This window comes from Streptomyces tropicalis (assembly GCF_029269835.1).
GTDB classification, from domain to species: domain Bacteria; phylum Actinomycetota; class Actinomycetes; order Streptomycetales; family Streptomycetaceae; genus Streptomyces; species Streptomyces tropicalis.
Genome location: NZ_JARJBB010000004.1, coordinates 458,353 through 474,982, shown reverse-complemented (window position 1 = coordinate 474,982; position 16,630 = coordinate 458,353). Strand labels below are relative to the sequence as shown.

Genomic DNA, 16,630 nt, shown 5'->3' with positions numbered 1-16,630 from the left:
CGGGGGCGGCTGCCCGCCCCCGGGCCGGGTCCCGGCGCGGTCACTCCGCCAGGGTGTCCGGGGAGTCGTCCTCGAGGAGGGCCGCCCAGGGGCCGGCGATGCCGTCGGGCTCGCCGGTGCCGCCCGGCTCGGGCAGGGCGAGTTCCGCCCAGATGACCTTGCCCTGCGGGATGTAGCGGGTGCCCCAGCGCTCGGCGGTCCTGGACACCAGGAACAGGCCGCGGCCTCCCTCGTCGGTGGTCGCGGCGTACCGCAGGTGCGGGGAGGTGCTGCTGCCGTCGGACACCTCGCAGATCAGCGCGCGGTCGTGGATGAGGCGGACGTGGATGGGCTCCATGCCGTAGCGGATGGCGTTGGTGACCAGTTCGGACAGCACCAGCTCCATGGTGAAGGCCAGCTCGGACAGGCCCCACTCGTCGAGCTTCGCGGACGCCTCGGCGCGGATCCCGGCGACCGCGGCGGCCTCCGGTTCCACGTCCCAGTCGGCGATCCGGGCGGCGGGCAGGGCGCGGGTGCGGGCGATCATCAGGGCGACGTCGTCCTGCGGCCGCTCGGGGAGCAGTTCCTCCAGCACGGCGCCGCAGCTCTCCTCCGGCGGGCGCTCGGGGTGGCCCGCCAGGGACTGGCGGAGCAGTTCCATGCCCACGTCCAGGTCGCGGGTGCGGTCCTCGATCAGGCCGTCGGTGTAGAGGACGAGCTGGGTGCCCTCGGCCAGTTCCACCTCGGCCGTCTGGAACGGCATGCCGCCGAGGCCGAGCGGCGGCCCGGTGGGCAGGTCGAGGAAGGTGACGCTGCCGTCGGGGGCGACCAGCGCGGGTGCCAGGTGCCCGGCACGGGCCATGGCGCAGCGGCGGGTCACGGGGTCGTAGATGGCGTACAGGCAGGTGGCGCCGACCACGGCAGCGGCGCCCTGGTTGCTCTCCTCGTCCTGGTCGATCCTGCCGACCAGGTCGTCCAGGTGCTGCAGCAGCTCGTCGGGGGGCAGGTCGAGGGTGGAGAAGTTGTGCACCGCGGTCCGCAGCCGCCCCATGGTGGCCGCGGCGTGCAGACCGTGCCCGACGACGTCGCCGACGACGAGGGCGACACGGCTGCCGGGCAGCGGGATCACGTCGAACCAGTCGCCGCTGACGCCCGACTGGGCGGGCAGGTAGCGGTAGCCGACCTCCAGGGCGCTCTGCTCGGGCAGGGCGCGCGGCAGCAGGCTGCGCTGGAGGGTGACGGCGAGGGCGTGCTCACGGGTGTAGCGGCGGGCGTTGTCGATGCTGACGGCGGCCCGCGCGACGAGTTCCTCCGCGAGCGACAGCTCCTCCGCGTCGAAGGGGCCGTGCTCCTTGGCGCGCCAGAAGTTGGCCATGCCGAGCACCACGCCGCGGGCCTGGATGGGCGCCACGATGAGCGAGTGGATGCCGTAGTTGACGATCGCGTCGGCGCGCTGGGGGTCCTGGGCGTGCCAGCCCATGGAACCGGACAGGTCGGCGACGAGCACGGCGTGCCCGGCGTGGAAGCCGCGGGCCTGCGGGGTGGAGGGCAGGAAGTCGATCAGCCGGCCCTTCTCGTAGAGCGGGGGGTCCTCCCGGACGCCGTGGACGGCGATGCGCCGCATGCCGGTGGCCGTGGTGGCCGGTTCCTCGCCGTGCAGGACGGTGTCGGCCAGGTCCACGGTGACGAAGTCGGCGAAGCGGGGAACGGCGACGCGGGCCAGTTCGCCGGCGGTCTGGGACACGTCCAGAGTGGTGCCGATGACGAGGCCGGCGTCGTAGAGCAGCTTGAGGCGCTCGCCGGCGACCTCGGCGCGGCCGGAGACCTGCTGGAGTTCGGTGGAGTCGCGGAGGGTGACCACCCAGCCCCGGGGGCCGCCGTCGGCGCCGGTGGGCCGCTGGTTGACGGCGAGCAGCCGCGGTCCGGCCACGTGGACCTCGTCGGTGGCCTCGCGGCCGGAGGTGAGCAGTGCCGCGGTCTCCGGTTCCAGTATGGGCAGCTCGGACACCTTGCGGCCCTCGGAGTCGTCGGGCAGTTGCAGCAGCCGCCTGGCCTCGTCGTTGGCGAGCAGCAGCCGTCCGTCCTCCGCGATGATCAGGACGCCCTCGCGCACCGAGTGCAGCACGGCGTCGTGGTGCTCGTACATGCGGGACATCTCGTACGGGTCCAGGCTGTGGGTCTGCCGCCGCAGCCTCCGGCCGACGAGCGCGGTCACGCCGGTGGCCACGCCGAGCGCGCCCGCCCCGGCCGCGAGGATGATCGGGATCTGCCGGTCGACCTGGTTGGTGACGTTCTTGACCTTCAGTCCGGCCGAGACGAGCGCGACGACCTTGCCCTGCGGGTTCCTGATCGGGACGGTGGCCTGCACCTCCTGACCGAGGGGTCCGTGCACGCTCTCGGTGTAGACCCTGCCCGCCAGGGACGGCCCGATCGTGCCTACGAAGCGCTTGCCGATCCGGCTCGGAAGGGGGTGGGTGTAGCGGATGCCCTTGGTGTTCATGACCACGATGAAGTCCACGCCCGCGGACTTGCGCCCGGCCTCGGTGAGCGGTTGCAGCACCTTCGTCGGCCGGGGCGTCTGCAGCGCGGTCAGGACGCCCGGGGAGTGCGCGAAGGTCTGCGCCACGGCGATGGAGCGGCGCTTGGCCTCGGCGTCGGTGTCCCGCTGGGACTGCAGGACCAGCGCGAAGACCCCGCAGGCCACGAGCAGCACGACGAGCGCCACCTGCAGGAGGAACACCTGCCCGGCGACGCTCCGCGGGCTCTTCCCCGGGAAAGGCCGCAGCGATATACGTCGAAGCCGGGCAAAACGGTCTGACATCTCGCCTTTCTAACACCCCCCTGCCCGGCCCGTCACCCCCATGCCGCCAAGGGGCCCCTTCCCCGCACCCCCGCTCCCCACCCCTTCCGGGGCCGCCCGCCGGGCCCGGACCGGGCGTGATAGTCGTATGCGATGACCGGTCGCCTCCCGCTCGACGAGCAGCTCGCCGCCCTCCGGACCACGCTCTCCCGGAACGAGATCCTGCTGGAGGTGCTGCACCGGGCCGCCGGGCTCGCCCTGCCCGGCTGGTACCTGACGGCGGGATGCCTGTTCCAGACGGTGTGGAACGTCGTCACGGGACGGCCGCCCGCCGCCGGGATCAGGGACTACGACCTCTTCTACTTCGACGGCGGCGACCTGTCCTGGGAGGCGGAGGACGCGGTGATCCGGGCGGGCGGGAAGCTGTTCGACGGCCTGCCGGCCACGGTGGAGATCCGCAACGAGGCCCGTGTGCACCTCTGGTACGAGGACAGGTACGGCGTCCCGTGCGCCCCGCACACCTCCACCGAGGCGGCGATCGACTCCTTCGCGGCGACCACGTGCTGTCTCGGGGTGCGGCTGGAGGCCGACGGCCACTGGCGCGTCTACGCGCCCCACGGCCTCTCGGACGTCTTCCACCTCGTCGTCCGCCCCAACCCGGTCCTGGCCCCGCCGGAGGTGTACGCCGCGAAGACGGCCCGCTGGCGACGGCAGTGGCCGGAGCTGACCGTGCTGGACTGGCCGACCGCGCCCGGCGCACCGGCCCGGCACGACTCCGGCACCTCCACGGCCCGGCCCTGAGCCCTCTCCGCCCGGATCGCGCGGTCCACCTGCCGGAGCACCCGGCGGCGCACCCCCCCGGCCGAGCGCCGAACACCCGCCCCCACGGCCGCACCGCCGGCACGGCATTCCACCCCGTACCGCCCGCACGGCACGCATCACCCGCACCCCCGTCACGGACCGGGGCGGAATGCAGCATGGCCGTCGCGCCGCGGGCGGGGGGAGTTGTCGGCCAATGTGCCGCACCCGCCACGACCGGCCCCGGGCCCCCACGGCACCCGGTCCGACCGCGCGGCGCGCCCCGTGCACGGGCGGCGCGACCCTGGACGGAGAGCGCTCCCGTTGCCCCCCGGAACGCCGGTACCGACACGGGGACGGGCCGGCCGGCGGGGGCCCGCCAGGAGGTCCGCGGCCCCGCGCACATGCCCGGAGCACACCCGGCGACGGTCCGGCGGCACGGCGGGCCCGGGGCCGGGGCGGACCCCCGGTACACGATCGCGAAGCGCCGGGACGGCGCTGCCGGGGCCCGCCGGCGCGGCGGGCGGGGCGGAGTGCGAGGACCGCCGCCCGCGGGCCGGGCCAGACGCCGGTCGGCCATATCCGGTCCGGCGGGTACGCCGCGAGGAGCCTCCGGGCCCTTGTTCCCGTCGCGCCGCGGTGATTAGGCTCCCGCTCGCTTTCGCACTTCGTGCACATTTCCCACACACGACGGCCGGTCACCGGTCGGCCCGTCGCTCTCGCGTCCGTATTCCGGTGACCTCCCACCAGGGGGGCCGGCGGCGCTTCCAGGGGGGTAGGGGACATCGACGTGTCTCGGGCACCGCAGCGCGCCGGCGGCGAGGAGTCGGCGCCGGACACCGCGCCCACGGCGGCGGCTCCCGCGGCCCGCACGGGCGGGCGGCGGGACCTCGCCGTCCTGTGGGGCGTCAACGCCGTCGACGGCCTGGGCAGCCAGGCGTCCGGCCTGGTGTTCCCGCTGCTGCTCCTGCGGCTGGGACACGGCCCCGGAACCGCGGGCGCCGTCGCCGCCGCGGCCGCCCTCGCCGGTGTGCTCCTCGGCCCGCTCGTCGCCGTGCCCGCCGACCGGGGGAGGCGGCGCCGGATCATGACCGGGGCCGCCGCGGTGGCGGCGCTGGCGACGGCGGGCCTGGCCGTGTCGTGCCGGTGGCATCCGCCGCTGTGGGTGCTGCTGGGTCTGGCGTGCGCGGAGCGGCTGAGCGCGACGGCGTACGAGGCGGCGGCGCGCGGCGCGCTCGCCCGGCTGGCGGACCCGGAGGACCTGCCGCGGGCCGTGGCCGGCATCCAGGCGGGCGACCAGGCGGCCCTGGTGGCGGGGCCGGCGCTGGGCGGTGCGCTGTTCGGGGTGAGCCGCTTCCTGCCGTTCGCCGTCGACGCGGTGTCCTACCTCGTGGCCGCGGTCGGGGTGCGCGCGATCCGTGCACCGCTGGACGGCCCCGCGGGCCCCGTGGACGCGGGGGTGCTCCCTCCGGGCCCCGCACCCCGGCGCCGCGGGCCGGCCCGGGGTGAGCTGCGGGCGGGCGCGGCCGCCGTGGTCCGCTCCCCCGCACTGCGGCTGGTGCTGCTGTGGTCGACGGCGGCGAGCGGGGCGCTGGCGCTGCTGTTCTACACGGCGGTGTTCGTCCTGGGAGCCGGCGCCGGCGGCGCCGCCACCGGCGCGGTGCTCGCGGCGTCCGGCGCGGCGGGCCTGGCCGGTTCGCTGGCGGCGCCGAGGGTGGTGCGCCGGTTCGGCGGCCACCGGTCGCTGACCGCGGCCACCTGGCTGCTCGTGCCGTCGTGCGCCGCGCTGGCGGCGGCCGACGGCCCGTGGCGCTGGGCGCTGTGCTTCTGCGCGCTCTGCCTGGTCATGCCGGTGGTGACCGTCGTGCTGGGCGGGGCGGCCGTGCTCGCCGTGCCGCGCGAGGTGCAGTCGCGGACCGGCGCCGTCCTCGGCACCTCGGGCGCCCTGGCGGCAGCCGCCGCGCCCGCCGTCGCGGCCGCCCTGGTCGTCCGGGTCGGCGCCCCGGCCCCGGCGCTGCTGTGCACCGCCGTCCTGGCCCTGCTCGCCGTGCACACGCAGCGCACGGCGCGCACCGCGCTGCGCCCGGCCGCGTCCGCACCGGAGCCCGCGGGCGGGTCCGGCCCGGCCCGCCCGGCGGACCCGACGGTCCCAGCCCCGGGGGGCCGGTCATGACCAGTCCGTTCCAGGTGTTCGTGGCCGCGCTCCCCGACGTGTGCCCGTCGGACCCGTGCCGGATGGTGTTCACCGCGGACTCCGGCGGCCGGTGCGAGGTGTTCGCGTGGGACGCCGCCGCCCGGCGGGCCCGCCAGGTCACCGACCGTCCCGGCGGCACGGTCCATCGCGCGATCGACGCAGACGGCTGCGTGTGGTGGTTCGAGGAGGACGCCTCGGGGCGGGGCCGCTGGTGGTTCCAGCCGTTCGACGGCGGTCCGCGGCTGCCCGGCCTGCCCGGAGCGCCGGCCGGGCAGCCGCGCGGACTGGCCGTGACCGCGGACGGGACGGTCGCCGCCGCCGTCGACCGCGGCCCGGGGACCGTGGTGCTCGTGGGCCGGCGCGGCCGCGTCCCGCACGAGGTGCTGCGGGTGCCCGGGGGCTGCCGGCTGGGCGGGATCACCCCGGACGGCGCCCTGATCGCCCTGGCGTCCTCCGCCGACGACGCCGCGGCCGTCACGGTCGTCGCCCGCGACGGCCGCACCGCCGCGGTGCTGCCCGGTCCGGGCGGGCCCGGCAGCCGGCTGTGGTGCCAGGGCTTCTCGCCCCGGCCCGGGAGCCGCGAGCTGCTGCTCGTGCGGGACCTCGGCGACCGCTACGCCCCGGCCACGTGGACACCGGAGGACGGGCTGCGGGCCCACGACTGGTGCGCCTTCGACACCGAGGTCAGCGCCCGCTGGTACCCGGACGCGCGCCGGGTGCTGGTCCGCCAGGACCGGCACGGCCGCTCCCTGCTGCACCGCGTGGACCTCGGCACCCGCAGCCGGGAGGCCGTGCCCACGCCCCCCGGCAGCGTGCTCGACGCGGCACCGCGCCCCGGGGGCGCGGTCGACTACCTGTGGACCGACACCGCCCACGCGCCCGTCCTGCGTGCGACGGACGGCATCGCGCTCCCCCCGCCGGGCCCCCGTGCCGTCGTCCCCGGGCGCCACACCGAGCTGTGGACGCCCACGTCCTCGGGCCGGGTGCACACCCTGCTGAGCCTGCCGGACACCTCCGGCGCCGCCCCGCCGCCCGCGGTCTTCCTGGTGCACGGCGGTCCCGCCGACCACGACCGGGACGCCTACGACGCCACGGTGCACTCGCTGGTGGCCTCCGGGTACGCCGTCGTCCGCGTCAACTACCGCGGCTCCACCGGATACGGCCCGCGCTGGCGGCGGGCTTTCCCCGCCGGGGTGGGGCACACCCAGGTCGCCGATCTGGCCGCGGTCCGCGCCGACCTCGTCGCGCGCGGTCTGGTGGCCGGCGAGGCCTGTGCGCTGTGGGGCGTGTCCTGGGGCGCCTATCTGGTCCTGCTGGCCCTCGGCACCCGCCCGGGCCTGTGGCGGGCCGGCATCGCCGTGAAGCCGGTGGCCGACTGGGTGGCCGCCCACCGCGCGACCACGCCGGCGCTGCGGGCACTGGACGCCCGGCTCTTCGGCGGCACCCCCGACCAGGTGCCGGAACGCTACGCCGGAAGCTCGCCGCTCACCTACGCGGCCGCGGTCACCGCGCCGCTGCTCGTGGTCGGGGCGACCCGCGACGCCAAGTGCCCGCCCGGCCAGATCCGCACCTACCTCGCCGCGCTGGCCGCCGCGGACGTCCCGTTCGAGGCCCTGTGGCTCGACACCGGGCACGACGGCTACGACGGAGCGGCGCACGTGGCCGTGCTCCGCCGGTCCCTGCGCTTCCTGCGCACCCGGCTGCCCGAACCGGCGCCCCGCGCCCCCTCGCGTCCCCCGGCACCAGCGGGAGGACCCCGGCCCCGCTGAGGCAACAGCGGGACCGGGAGCGCACAGCACCACCCCACTCACACAAGGAGGAAGACCGTGCAGAAGGACATCATCCACAACGACCCGCTCGCCGGCGACGAGGAGAACCGCAAGCCGGGCATCGGCATCACCATCACCGTCCCGTTCCGCAACGCGGACGAGGGCGGCGACGAGGAGTGACCCGCGGCCCGGCCGGCCCGCGGACCCCCGCGGGCCGGCCGGGCTCCCCGTCCCTCCCCCAGCCCGCCCTCCAAGGAGCCGACCGTGCGCGTTCTCCTGCTCAACATGCCCTGGTCCCCCATCGATCTGCCGTCCCTGGCCCTGGGCATCCTCAAACGCAGTGTCGACGAGCGCGTTGCGGGCGCGACGTGCGAGGTGCTGCACGCCAACCTGGAGTTCACCGACTGGATCACCCGGCGCACCGGGTTCTCCGCCGAGGACTACGAGTACTACGCGCTGTCGTCCTACTTCCTCGGCTGCGGCGACTGGGTCTTCTCCAGCGCCCTGTACGACGATCCCTCCTGGAAGGACGCCGAGTTCACGACGGCGATGACCGGCAAGCTGCGGCCGTCCCGGATGCGCATGACCCGGCGGCTGCACGAGATCGTGCCCGAGTTCGTCGAGGAGATCGCCCGCCGGGTCGTCGAACTCGCGCCCGACGTGGTCGGGTTGACGTCCACCTTCCAGCAGAACACCGCCGCCCTGGCCGCGGCCCGGCACATCAAGCGGCTCGCCCCGCACGTCGTGACCGTGATGGGCGGCGCGAACTGCGACGCCGAGCAGGGGGCGGCCGTGCACCGCAACTTCCCCTTCGTCGACTTCGTGGTGCGCGGCGAGGGCGAGGACGCCTTCCCCCGGCTGCTCCGGGCGCTGGGCGACGGCTCCGGGCCCGCCGCGCTGGCCGACGTCCCGGGACTGTGCCACCGCGCCGGCGGGACCACGTCCACCGCCAACCCCATGCCCGGCGGCCCGCTGCCGCCCGCGGCGATCCTGCCGCCGGACTACGGCGGCTACTTCGAGCGCCTGGCCGGCTCGGTGGCCCGCAACTGGGTCGAGCCGAAGCTGGTGGTCGAGGGTGCCCGCGGCTGCTGGTGGGGAGAGAAGCACCACTGCACGTTCTGCGGCCTGAACGGCTCCTTCATGCAGTTCCGCAGCAAGAGCCCGGACACGTTCTTCCAGGAGATCATGGACCTGGCGGAGCGGCACCGCGTCCTGGACATGTACGTCGTCGACAACATCCTCGACATGCGGTACCTGTCCACCGTGCTGCCCCGGATCATCGACAGCGGCTACGACCTGCGCATGCACATCGAGATCAAGGCGAACATGCGCCGCCCGCAGCTCCAGGTCCTCGCCGACGCCGGCCTCATCTACGTCCAGCCGGGCATCGAGAGCCTCAACAGCCGGGTGCTGGACCTCATGGACAAGGGCGTCAGCGGCTGCCAGAACGTGCGCATGCTCCGGGACGCGGCCGAGACCGGGCTGTCCGTGTCCTGGAACTACCTGCACGGCTTCCCCGGCGAGACCGCGGAGGACTACGACCCCGTGATCCGCCAACTGCCCGCGCTGGAACACCTGAACCCGCCGGTGGACCTGTCGGCGCGGATCGCCGTCGAACGCTTCAGCCCGTACTTCGACCGGCCGGAACTGGGCTTCACCGGGCTCAGGCCCGAGGAGCACTACCTGTTCACCTACGACCTGCCGGAGGAGGAGCTGCACGACCTGGCGTACGTCTTCCAGGCGCCCGAACGCGGTATCGGCGAGCCGACGGTGGCGCGGCTCAACGAGGGCATCGCCGCGTGGAAGAAGCGCCACACCGACGCCCGGCTCACCCACACCGACCTGGGCGAGGAGATCGTCCTGGTCAGCCGGCGGCATTCCTTCGACTGGCGCACGCTGCGGCTGGCCGACCCGTTCGCGGTGGCGCTCTTCCGCCTCCTGGACCAGCCGCACTCCCCCGCGGCCCTGCACCGCAAGGCCGTCGCCGCCGGCTTCGACCGCTCCGCCGAGGACGTCCGGACGCTGCTCACCGAGTGGACGGAGCTGGGCGTGGCGTTCACCGACGCGGGCCAGTACGTGCACCTCGCGCCCGCGTCGGTGAACCAGGACCTGCTGCGCCTGGACTACATGCGCCATGTGCACGCCCGACCCGCGGCCGGGCGGACCGGGCGGGAAGCGCAGGACGGACCGGCCGGGCAGGACGGGCAGTCGGGAGGGCGGGCCCCCGCGGACGCGGTCCCGGCTCCCGCGCTTCCCTGACCCGTCCCGGCTCCCTCGCTCCCCTGGCCCGGCTCCCTCGCTCCCCTGGCCCGGCCCCGATCCCGCTCCGGCGCCCGGGCCCGGCGCCAACCCGATCCCGCTCCGGACGCCCACCCGGCACCGGACACCGACCCGACTCCGACTCCGGACTCCGACAAGGACCGACGACCATGACGACCAGTACACCGAGCCCGGCCGTCCGGGCCTGGCGGGACCACGACACCGAGGCCCGGACGCTGCCGGGCATGTCCCTGGGCCGGGTACCACTCGCGGCGGATCCCGGCGACGCCGCGCGCCTGTGGGCCATGGGCGTGCGGCGGGCCGAACTCGACACCGCCGTGGACCTCGCCGCGGCAGGCCCGGACGCCGCCCGCGCGGCGGTCGACCGGCTCTGCCTGGTCCGCGACCTGACCGCACGGGCGGTCCAGGTCGACTGGGACCTGCGGCTGCCCGCGGACGGGGCCGAGCGGACCTGGAAGGTGCTGTCCCATCTGCACCCGCCGCGCACCCTCGCCGGCCCCGACGACCCGGAGACCGCGCTGCACGTGTGGCGCACCCGCCACTACCTCTGCAAGCTGATCTGGCGTCAGGGCCCCGGATTCCTCCAGATCCGCGACCGGCGCTGGGGCGACCTGCGGCGGTTCACCGCGGACGACCCCCGCTACCCCGGTGCGGTCGCCCGGCTCGACCGGGGCGTCCACCACGCCGACGTCCCCGCCGACGTGCTGGGGGAGCTGACGGCCGAGCACCTGGCACTGCGGGTGGGCGACCTCGCGTGGTGGCTGCCCTACCGTGTCTCCCGGTGGCTCCAGGAGGCGATGGCCGTGTGACCTCCGGGCGGGACCCCGTGCCGTGCGGTCAGCCGGCGAGGATGTGCCCGTCCTCGACGACGTAGTGGTGCGTCGGTGAGCAGCCGAGGGACGGGGTGACCAGGAGGCTGACCTCGACGGGTGCCCGGCCGGTGGAGGCCGTGGAGAAGCGGCAGACCGCGCCCCCGCCGGTCAGCGGGTACCAGAACCAGGCGTCGGGGCCGCCCACGGTCGCCCGGTCGGACTCCTTCCAGGCGCCGCCGGTGTACCGGTACACCCGGAGCCGGACGGAGGCCGCGTACTCGTCGTCGGCGGACCGCACCGCGGTGAGCGTGATCCGGTAGTCGCCGCCGAGGACCGCGGACGCGATCTGCCGCGTCTGCGCCGGGACGGCGTGGGCGGCCGGCCGTGCGGGCGAGGCCCCGGCGACACCGGCGCCGAGGCCGGTCGCGAGCAGCGCGGTGAGGGCCACGGCCGTGCCGGGGCGGCAGAAGGTGCGGGTGGTGCGCATGGTGATCCCCCGTCGATCGATGCGGGAACGTCAGCCGGAATGCACGGGAACGCCTGATTGGTCCCCTGCATCCGGTTCGACGTCCGAGACGTCCCGGGGGTTGTACGACTGCCGCCGCGGAGTGAGCGGCGGGGCACCCGGCGGGCACTAACCACTACCGCAAGTAACATGATCAACTTTTCATCAGTGGGTGCTCCCTCCACACAAGCCGGGCACTCCGCCTGCCTTCATCACCCCGTGCGAGGAATTCCGATGCCGTCTCAAGGCGATGCCCTGCAGCAAGCGCGTGCCGACTACGACCAGCACATGGGCTCGTGCCGCCAGTGCCACGTGGACACCGTGCCGTGCCCGGTGGCCAAGCATCTGCTGCGCCTGTACAACAACGCCCGCAGGACGGCCGCCCGGTGAACCTCGGCGGCGGGACCCGGAGTCCCGCCGCCGAGGGCCGGACCTCGTCACACTCCGTCACGCCGGACCCGGCGCAGCAGCAGGAACCCGGCGATCAGCAGGACCGCACCGGCCGCGGCCGGCCACAGCTGGGCGCCCGTCTCGGCGAGGCTGCCGCTCCCGGCCGTCTGCGGAGCGGTCCCGTTGCCGGGCACGCCGGAGCCTTCGGCGGGCGGCGGCGTCTGCGTGGGGGTGCCCACGGAACTGCCGCCGGAACCGGCTGCCGCACTCGGCGACGCTCCGCCGCCGCGCCCGGACCGCGATCCGGCGCCGGCCCCCGTCCCGGACTCGGGCCGGACGGTGGCGAGGAGCGACGGCGCACCGCGGTCGCCCGGCCCGGCCGTGGGCCCGGCGGTCCCGCGCGCCGGGGCTCCGCCGGAGCCCGCACCACCGCCGCCGTCTCCCGTTCCGGCGCCCCTGCCGGTGCTCCCGCCGCCCTGGGCGCCGCCGTTTCCACCGTCGTGCGTGCCCCCGGCCGTACCGCCGTTGCCGTCACCGGGAACCGTGGTGGGCTGCCGGGACGGCCCCGGCTGCTGCGGCCGACCGGTCGCGGCCGGCGGGTCCTGCGGTGTGGCGGCGCTCTGCGACGGCGACGGCCGGGGGTCCTGCGCCGACTGCGACGGCTCGGGCTGCCCGCCGGGGTCCTGGCCGGCCCCGGCGCCGCAGTGCCGGCCGCCGTTGATGCAGTCCACCATCTCCCGCATCAGGCTCGCGTCGAACACGTTGATGAAGTCACCGTGGTCCGTGACCGGCTTGTGCAGCTGCTCGGGGAAGGAGTCGACGGCGAACAGCGGCGTCGTCCGGCCGCCGTCCTGCAGGCTCGGCGCCGCGACCGCGTAGACGATGCGCTGCACCAGCTGCGGAATGGCCTCGAAGCCGGCCGGGCAGGTGCCGTCGGCGGCGGCGAAGGCGACGTGGGTGCGGTGGTTGGCGCTGTCGATGTTGCGGCCGTCCCAGCAGCTCTGGAAGCGGAAGGTGCGCACGACGTCGCTGCCCTGCGGGCACAGCGGGTACTTGTCCTTGAGCTGCCGGTCCTCGAAGCCGGTGCAGCTCCAGGAGGCGTTGGCGTTGGCGGGGCCGTTGACGAAGGCCTTCGCGTCGCCGGTGATGATGCGCAGCAGCCGCGGCATGGCGGTCACCCGGCCGTGCGGGCTGCCCTCGAAGGTGAGGGTCACCTGCTTCGGCGTCACGATCCGCCCCGCGTTCCCCTCGGTGCCACCGCCGGGCGCGTCGGCGTCGCGCTCCCGGGTGCCGTTCTGCAGCCGCAGCACCGGCCAGTAGTACGTGGACCGGTCGCCCTTGTCCGCGCAGCTGGTGTCGGCCTTCGCGAGGTCGTCGTCGCCGGCGAAGGCGGTGTTGGACTGGTTGCCGACGTAGTCGTGGAAGTGGTGGGCACCGTTGGCGACGCCGGGGGCCACGATCACGTTGTCCGAGTTGAAGAGGCCGTTCGCGTTCACGCCGCAGCTGGAGCTGAAGGTGCCGGTGGAGGCGCCGTCCTGCTGGGGCGGGCGCTGCGCGTCGGGCTGCACGGTGGTGATGTCCGCGTAGTCCGCGGCCACCGGCCCGTTCCCGGCCTGCCCTCCGTTGCCGCCCGCCCCGCCCTGCGGTCCCGTCTGCCCCTGCCGGCCACCGCCCGCGCCCGTGCCCTGCCCCGAGCTCCCGTCCTGGCCCTGCTCCTGCCCCGGCTGCCCGCTCCCGCCTCCCTGGTCGGTGGGGGTGCGCAGGGTGCAGGCCGCGAGGCCGTCGAGTCCGTCCGGGCGGTGTCCCGCGTGGTCCATCGCGTCCGCGATCCGTCCGAGGGTCGCAGTCCGCCGCTCCTTCAGCGGGTCCATGACACCGCTCTGCACGGCGCCGGCGTCCTGCTGCCCGGCCGCCGCGGCACCCTGCATCTGCTGGTAGGCGCGGGCGATCTGCTGGTCCAGTACGGCCAGTTGCCCGTCGACCTCCGCCCGCGCGCCCTCGGGCACGTCGGTCAGCCGGGTACCGACGTCCGGGCAGTCGATCGTGGTGCCGGTCGCGCTCCAGCCCTGCCCGGCCGCGGCCCGGTCGGTCCGCCCGGACCAGGGGCCCTCGGTCGCCGAGGCGTAGACGTTGGCGGCGAGCAGTCCGCCGCCGCCGAGCATCAGCGCGACGGCCGCGAAGGTGGCGCGCCGTGGGGCGGTGGGTCGTCTGCGCGTGTTGCGTCTCAAGGCACTACTCCTACGCGGTCGTGGCAGGCCGGGCACGGGATTCCCCCGTCCCCATACGGAGTTGGGCGCCACGGCGTTCAATCGCCGCGCGAATTCACAGGGATCCCACGGTCCGTGACACCCCGGCAGCCCGTCGGGGGCACCCCGCACCGGGTCGGGCGCGCGGGAGATGATCACCCGCCTGGACGAGAGGGCCCCCGCCGACTCGCGGAGGGCGGGGTGTTCGCCCGTGTGGGGGGCGAGTCGTCGCCCATGCGGCCGCAGATCGGGGCATTTACGTCAAGAACTCACAAAGTCAGGCAGCCGATACCGCTGGACGCGCCGATGCGGTTGTAGGACATTACGGCGCGGAACGTGTGTTATTCAGTCATGCACACATATACGCGGCGTAGCTTGCTCAGTGCCTCGCTCCTGGCCGTCGGCTCGGGTGCCCTGGCGGCCTGCTCCGGGTCCGGGCCGGACGGGGAGACCCGGACGCATCCGGGGGCCACGCCGAGCTCGGGCGCGGCACCGGAAGGCGGCCCCGTCGGCAACGGCGGCCGCCCCTTCGTCCCCAAGGGCCCGAAGGGGTACGTGAACCCGTCCGACCCCGAGGTGCTCGCCGTCGAGCGCGAGCGGGGTGCGGGCCGGGTGCGCCGCTTCCGGCTCACCGCCGCCCCGACGACCGTCGACCTCGGCGGCGGGCGGACCTACCGGTCCTGGGCCTACGGGGACTCGCTGCCCGGCAGGGAGGTCCGGATCACCGCGGGCGAGGTCCTCGACCTGACGCTCGCCAACCGGCTGCCGCTGGCGACGACGCTGCACTCGCACGGTGTGCGCATGCGCTGCGACATGGACGGCGTCCCGGGCCTCACCCAGGACGCCATCCGGCCCGGCACGGACTTCCGCTACCGCTTCACGGTGACCCATCCCGGCACCTACTGGCTGCACTCGCACGTCGGCATGCAACTGGACCGCGGCCTGTACGCGCCGCTGATCGTGGAGGACCCCAGGGAGCCGCTGTCCTACGACAAGGAGTGGGTCGTCGTCCTGGACGACTGGCTGGACGGGGTGCGCGGCTCCACCCCGGACGACGTGCTCTCCCAGCTCGGTGGCGGCGGAATGGGCGGGATGGACATGGACATGGGCGAGGGGCCCGCGCACAGCGGCTCCGGCGCGTACGGCCCGGCCCGCCCCGCGCACGGCCCCTCCCGGATCATGCACCACGCCCACAGCCGGATCCTGCACGGCATGGGGGGCAACGTCGACTACCCCTACCACCTCATCAACGGGCGCCGGGCGCACGCCCCCTCGGTCTTCAGGGCCCGCCCCGGGGACCGCATCCGGCTGCGCATCATCAACGCCGCGGCCGACACCGCGTACCGGCTGGCGCTGGGCGACCACCCGATGACGATCACGCACACGGACGGCTACCCGGTCGAGCACCGGAGCACGGACGCGCTGCTGATCGGCATGGCCGAGCGCTACGACGTGATCGTCACCGCGCAGGACGGGGTCTTCCCGCTCGTCGCCGTCGCCGAGGGCAAGCAGGCCACGGCGATGGCCCTGCTGCGCACGGGCAACAGCAAGAACGTTCCTTCACCCGAGGTGTGGCCGGACGAGCTGGACGGGCGCGTCGTGCCCGCACGGCGGCTCGTGCCGGAGGATTCGGTGGCCTTCGTCGACGGCGAGCCCGACCGCGAGATCCGGATCCGGCTGACCGGCGGGATGAAGAACTTCGACTGGAGCTTCGACCACCGGCCGTACTCGCTGGAGCGGCGCCACGGGATCTACCAGGGCGAGCGGGTGCGGCTCTCCTTCATCAACGCCACCGACATGTGGCATCCCATCCACCTGCACGGCCACACCTTCGCACTCACCGGCATCGACGGCCTCGGAACCCGCAAGGACACCACCGTGGTGCTCCCGCACCACAAGGTGGTGGTCGACTTCTTCGCCGACAACCCGGGCCTGTGGATGCTGCACTGCCACAACCAGTACCACTCGGAGTCCGGCATGATGACCGTCCTCGGCTACCGCACGTGAGACCGGTTGCGGCGGAGCCCCCGCACGGGCCGGCGGAGCACGCGCTGCAGACCCCGCGGGCCGCCGGGCTCGCCGGGGTCCTGTTCGCGCTGCTGCTGTCGGGGGCGATCGTGCTGATGCGGCTGGGGCTGCCGTCCGGAGCGGCGGCCGTCACCGCGGGCGGCTTCACGGACTCCACGCGGCGCAGCGCGGTACGGACGGCGCTGGCGCTGGTGCCGTTCGCCGGGATCTTCTTCCTGTGGTTCGTCGGCGTGGTGCGGGCCCGGGTCGGGGAGGCGGAGGACAAGTTCCTCGCCACGGTGTTCCTCGGCAGCGGTCTGGTCTTCGTGGCGACGATGTACGGGGCGGCCGCCGCGGCCGGGGCCGTGCTGGCCACCGCGCATCCGGCCGGCAGCGCCCCCTCCCTGCCCACCTGGGACTTCGGCCGGCACTACGCGTACACGCTGATGATGGGGTACGCCATGCGGATGGCCGCGGTGTTCACCTTCTCCACGTCCACGATCGGGCACCGGCTGGGCATCCTGCCGCGCTGGCTGAGCCTGCTGGGGTTCGTGTCCGGGCTGGTGCTGCTGTTCGTGGCGGCCGACGTGCCGTGGTCCGAGCTGGTGTTCCCGGCCTGGGCGTTCGTGCTGAGCGTGTACATCCTCGTGGCCGGCGGCCGCGGCGGGGCGCGTGCCGCCGCGGTTCCGGCGTGAGGGCGGCGCGGGCCGGGAGCCCGGGTCACCCCTTCGGCGTGCTCCGGCGCGCGGGATGCCCGGCCCCGCTCGGATGCTGGCACGGGGGAGATGACCGCCGTCCGGGGGCGCCGTCGCGCACGGCGCCCGCGGACCTGGCCGCCGAAGCGGAGCGG

Annotated in this window: 12 protein-coding genes; 9 read left to right on the top strand and 3 right to left on the bottom strand. The window is 75.1% G+C overall.

All coding sequences use genetic code 11. The features are described from left to right. Window positions 1-40 precede the first annotated feature (40 nt). On the bottom strand, window positions 41-2,800 hold the full coding sequence (locus P3H78_RS11160) for a SpoIIE family protein phosphatase (protein WP_276108718.1): 2,760 nt from the start codon (window positions 2,798-2,800) through the stop codon (window positions 41-43). A 132-nt stretch (window positions 2,801-2,932) separates the two neighbouring features. Between P3H78_RS11160 and P3H78_RS11155 the strand changes: the two genes are divergently transcribed. From P3H78_RS11155 to P3H78_RS11130, 6 genes are all read left to right on the top strand, one after another. After that, window positions 2,933-3,580, top strand: coding sequence for a nucleotidyltransferase family protein (locus P3H78_RS11155; protein WP_276108717.1), 648 nt, complete (start codon window positions 2,933-2,935; stop codon window positions 3,578-3,580). 787 nt (window positions 3,581-4,367) lie between these two features. After that, the gene (locus P3H78_RS11150; RefSeq protein WP_276108716.1) at window positions 4,368-5,750 is read left to right on the top strand and encodes an MFS transporter; all 1,383 of its coding nucleotides are present in this window, start codon (window positions 4,368-4,370) and stop codon (window positions 5,748-5,750) included. Continuing rightward, window positions 5,747-7,540 carry a S9 family peptidase gene (locus tag P3H78_RS11145; protein ID WP_276108715.1) on the top strand — a complete coding sequence of 598 codons (1,794 nt, stop codon included), beginning with the start codon at window positions 5,747-5,749 and terminating at the stop codon, window positions 7,538-7,540. The genes P3H78_RS11150 and P3H78_RS11145 overlap by 4 nt, the downstream gene beginning before the upstream one ends. A 57-nt stretch (window positions 7,541-7,597) precedes the next feature. Continuing rightward, entirely contained in the window at window positions 7,598-7,720 is a 123-nt protein-coding gene (locus tag P3H78_RS11140) for a hypothetical protein (RefSeq protein WP_256257095.1), read from the top strand. A gap of 84 nt (window positions 7,721-7,804) precedes the next feature. Continuing rightward, window positions 7,805-9,799 carry a RiPP maturation radical SAM C-methyltransferase gene (locus tag P3H78_RS11135; RefSeq protein WP_276108714.1) on the top strand — a complete coding sequence of 665 codons (1,995 nt, stop codon included), beginning with the start codon at window positions 7,805-7,807 and terminating at the stop codon, window positions 9,797-9,799. Window positions 9,800-9,969: 170 nt separating this feature from the next. Further along, a complete protein-coding gene (locus P3H78_RS11130; protein WP_276108713.1) occupies window positions 9,970-10,629 on the top strand; it encodes a DUF5825 family protein in 660 nt (219 codons plus the stop codon). Between the two features lie 28 nt (window positions 10,630-10,657). Here the strand turns inward: P3H78_RS11130 and P3H78_RS11125 are convergent, their stop codons facing one another. Further along, a complete protein-coding gene (locus P3H78_RS11125) occupies window positions 10,658-11,119 on the bottom strand; it encodes a hypothetical protein (RefSeq protein ID WP_276108712.1) in 462 nt (153 codons plus the stop codon). Between the two features lie 252 nt (window positions 11,120-11,371). On the opposite strand from P3H78_RS11125, the gene P3H78_RS11120 reads away from it, so the two are divergent. Beyond that, on the top strand, window positions 11,372-11,527 hold the full coding sequence (locus P3H78_RS11120; protein WP_276108711.1) for a hypothetical protein: 156 nt from the start codon (window positions 11,372-11,374) through the stop codon (window positions 11,525-11,527). A 47-nt stretch (window positions 11,528-11,574) separates the two neighbouring features. Here P3H78_RS11120 and P3H78_RS11115 read toward each other — a convergent pair whose 3' ends face one another. Then, complete coding sequence (locus tag P3H78_RS11115) at window positions 11,575-13,689, bottom strand: DUF1996 domain-containing protein (protein WP_276108805.1); 2,115 nt, start codon at window positions 13,687-13,689, stop codon at window positions 11,575-11,577. A 435-nt stretch (window positions 13,690-14,124) separates the two neighbouring features. Between P3H78_RS11115 and P3H78_RS11110 the strand changes: the two genes are divergently transcribed. Continuing rightward, entirely contained in the window at window positions 14,125-15,780 is a 1,656-nt protein-coding gene (locus P3H78_RS11110; protein WP_276108710.1) for a multicopper oxidase family protein, read from the top strand. Further along, on the top strand, window positions 15,777-16,475 hold the full coding sequence (locus P3H78_RS11105; protein WP_276108709.1) for a hypothetical protein: 699 nt from the start codon (window positions 15,777-15,779) through the stop codon (window positions 16,473-16,475). The genes P3H78_RS11110 and P3H78_RS11105 overlap by 4 nt, the downstream gene beginning before the upstream one ends. The last annotated feature ends 155 nt before the right edge of the window (window positions 16,476-16,630 follow it).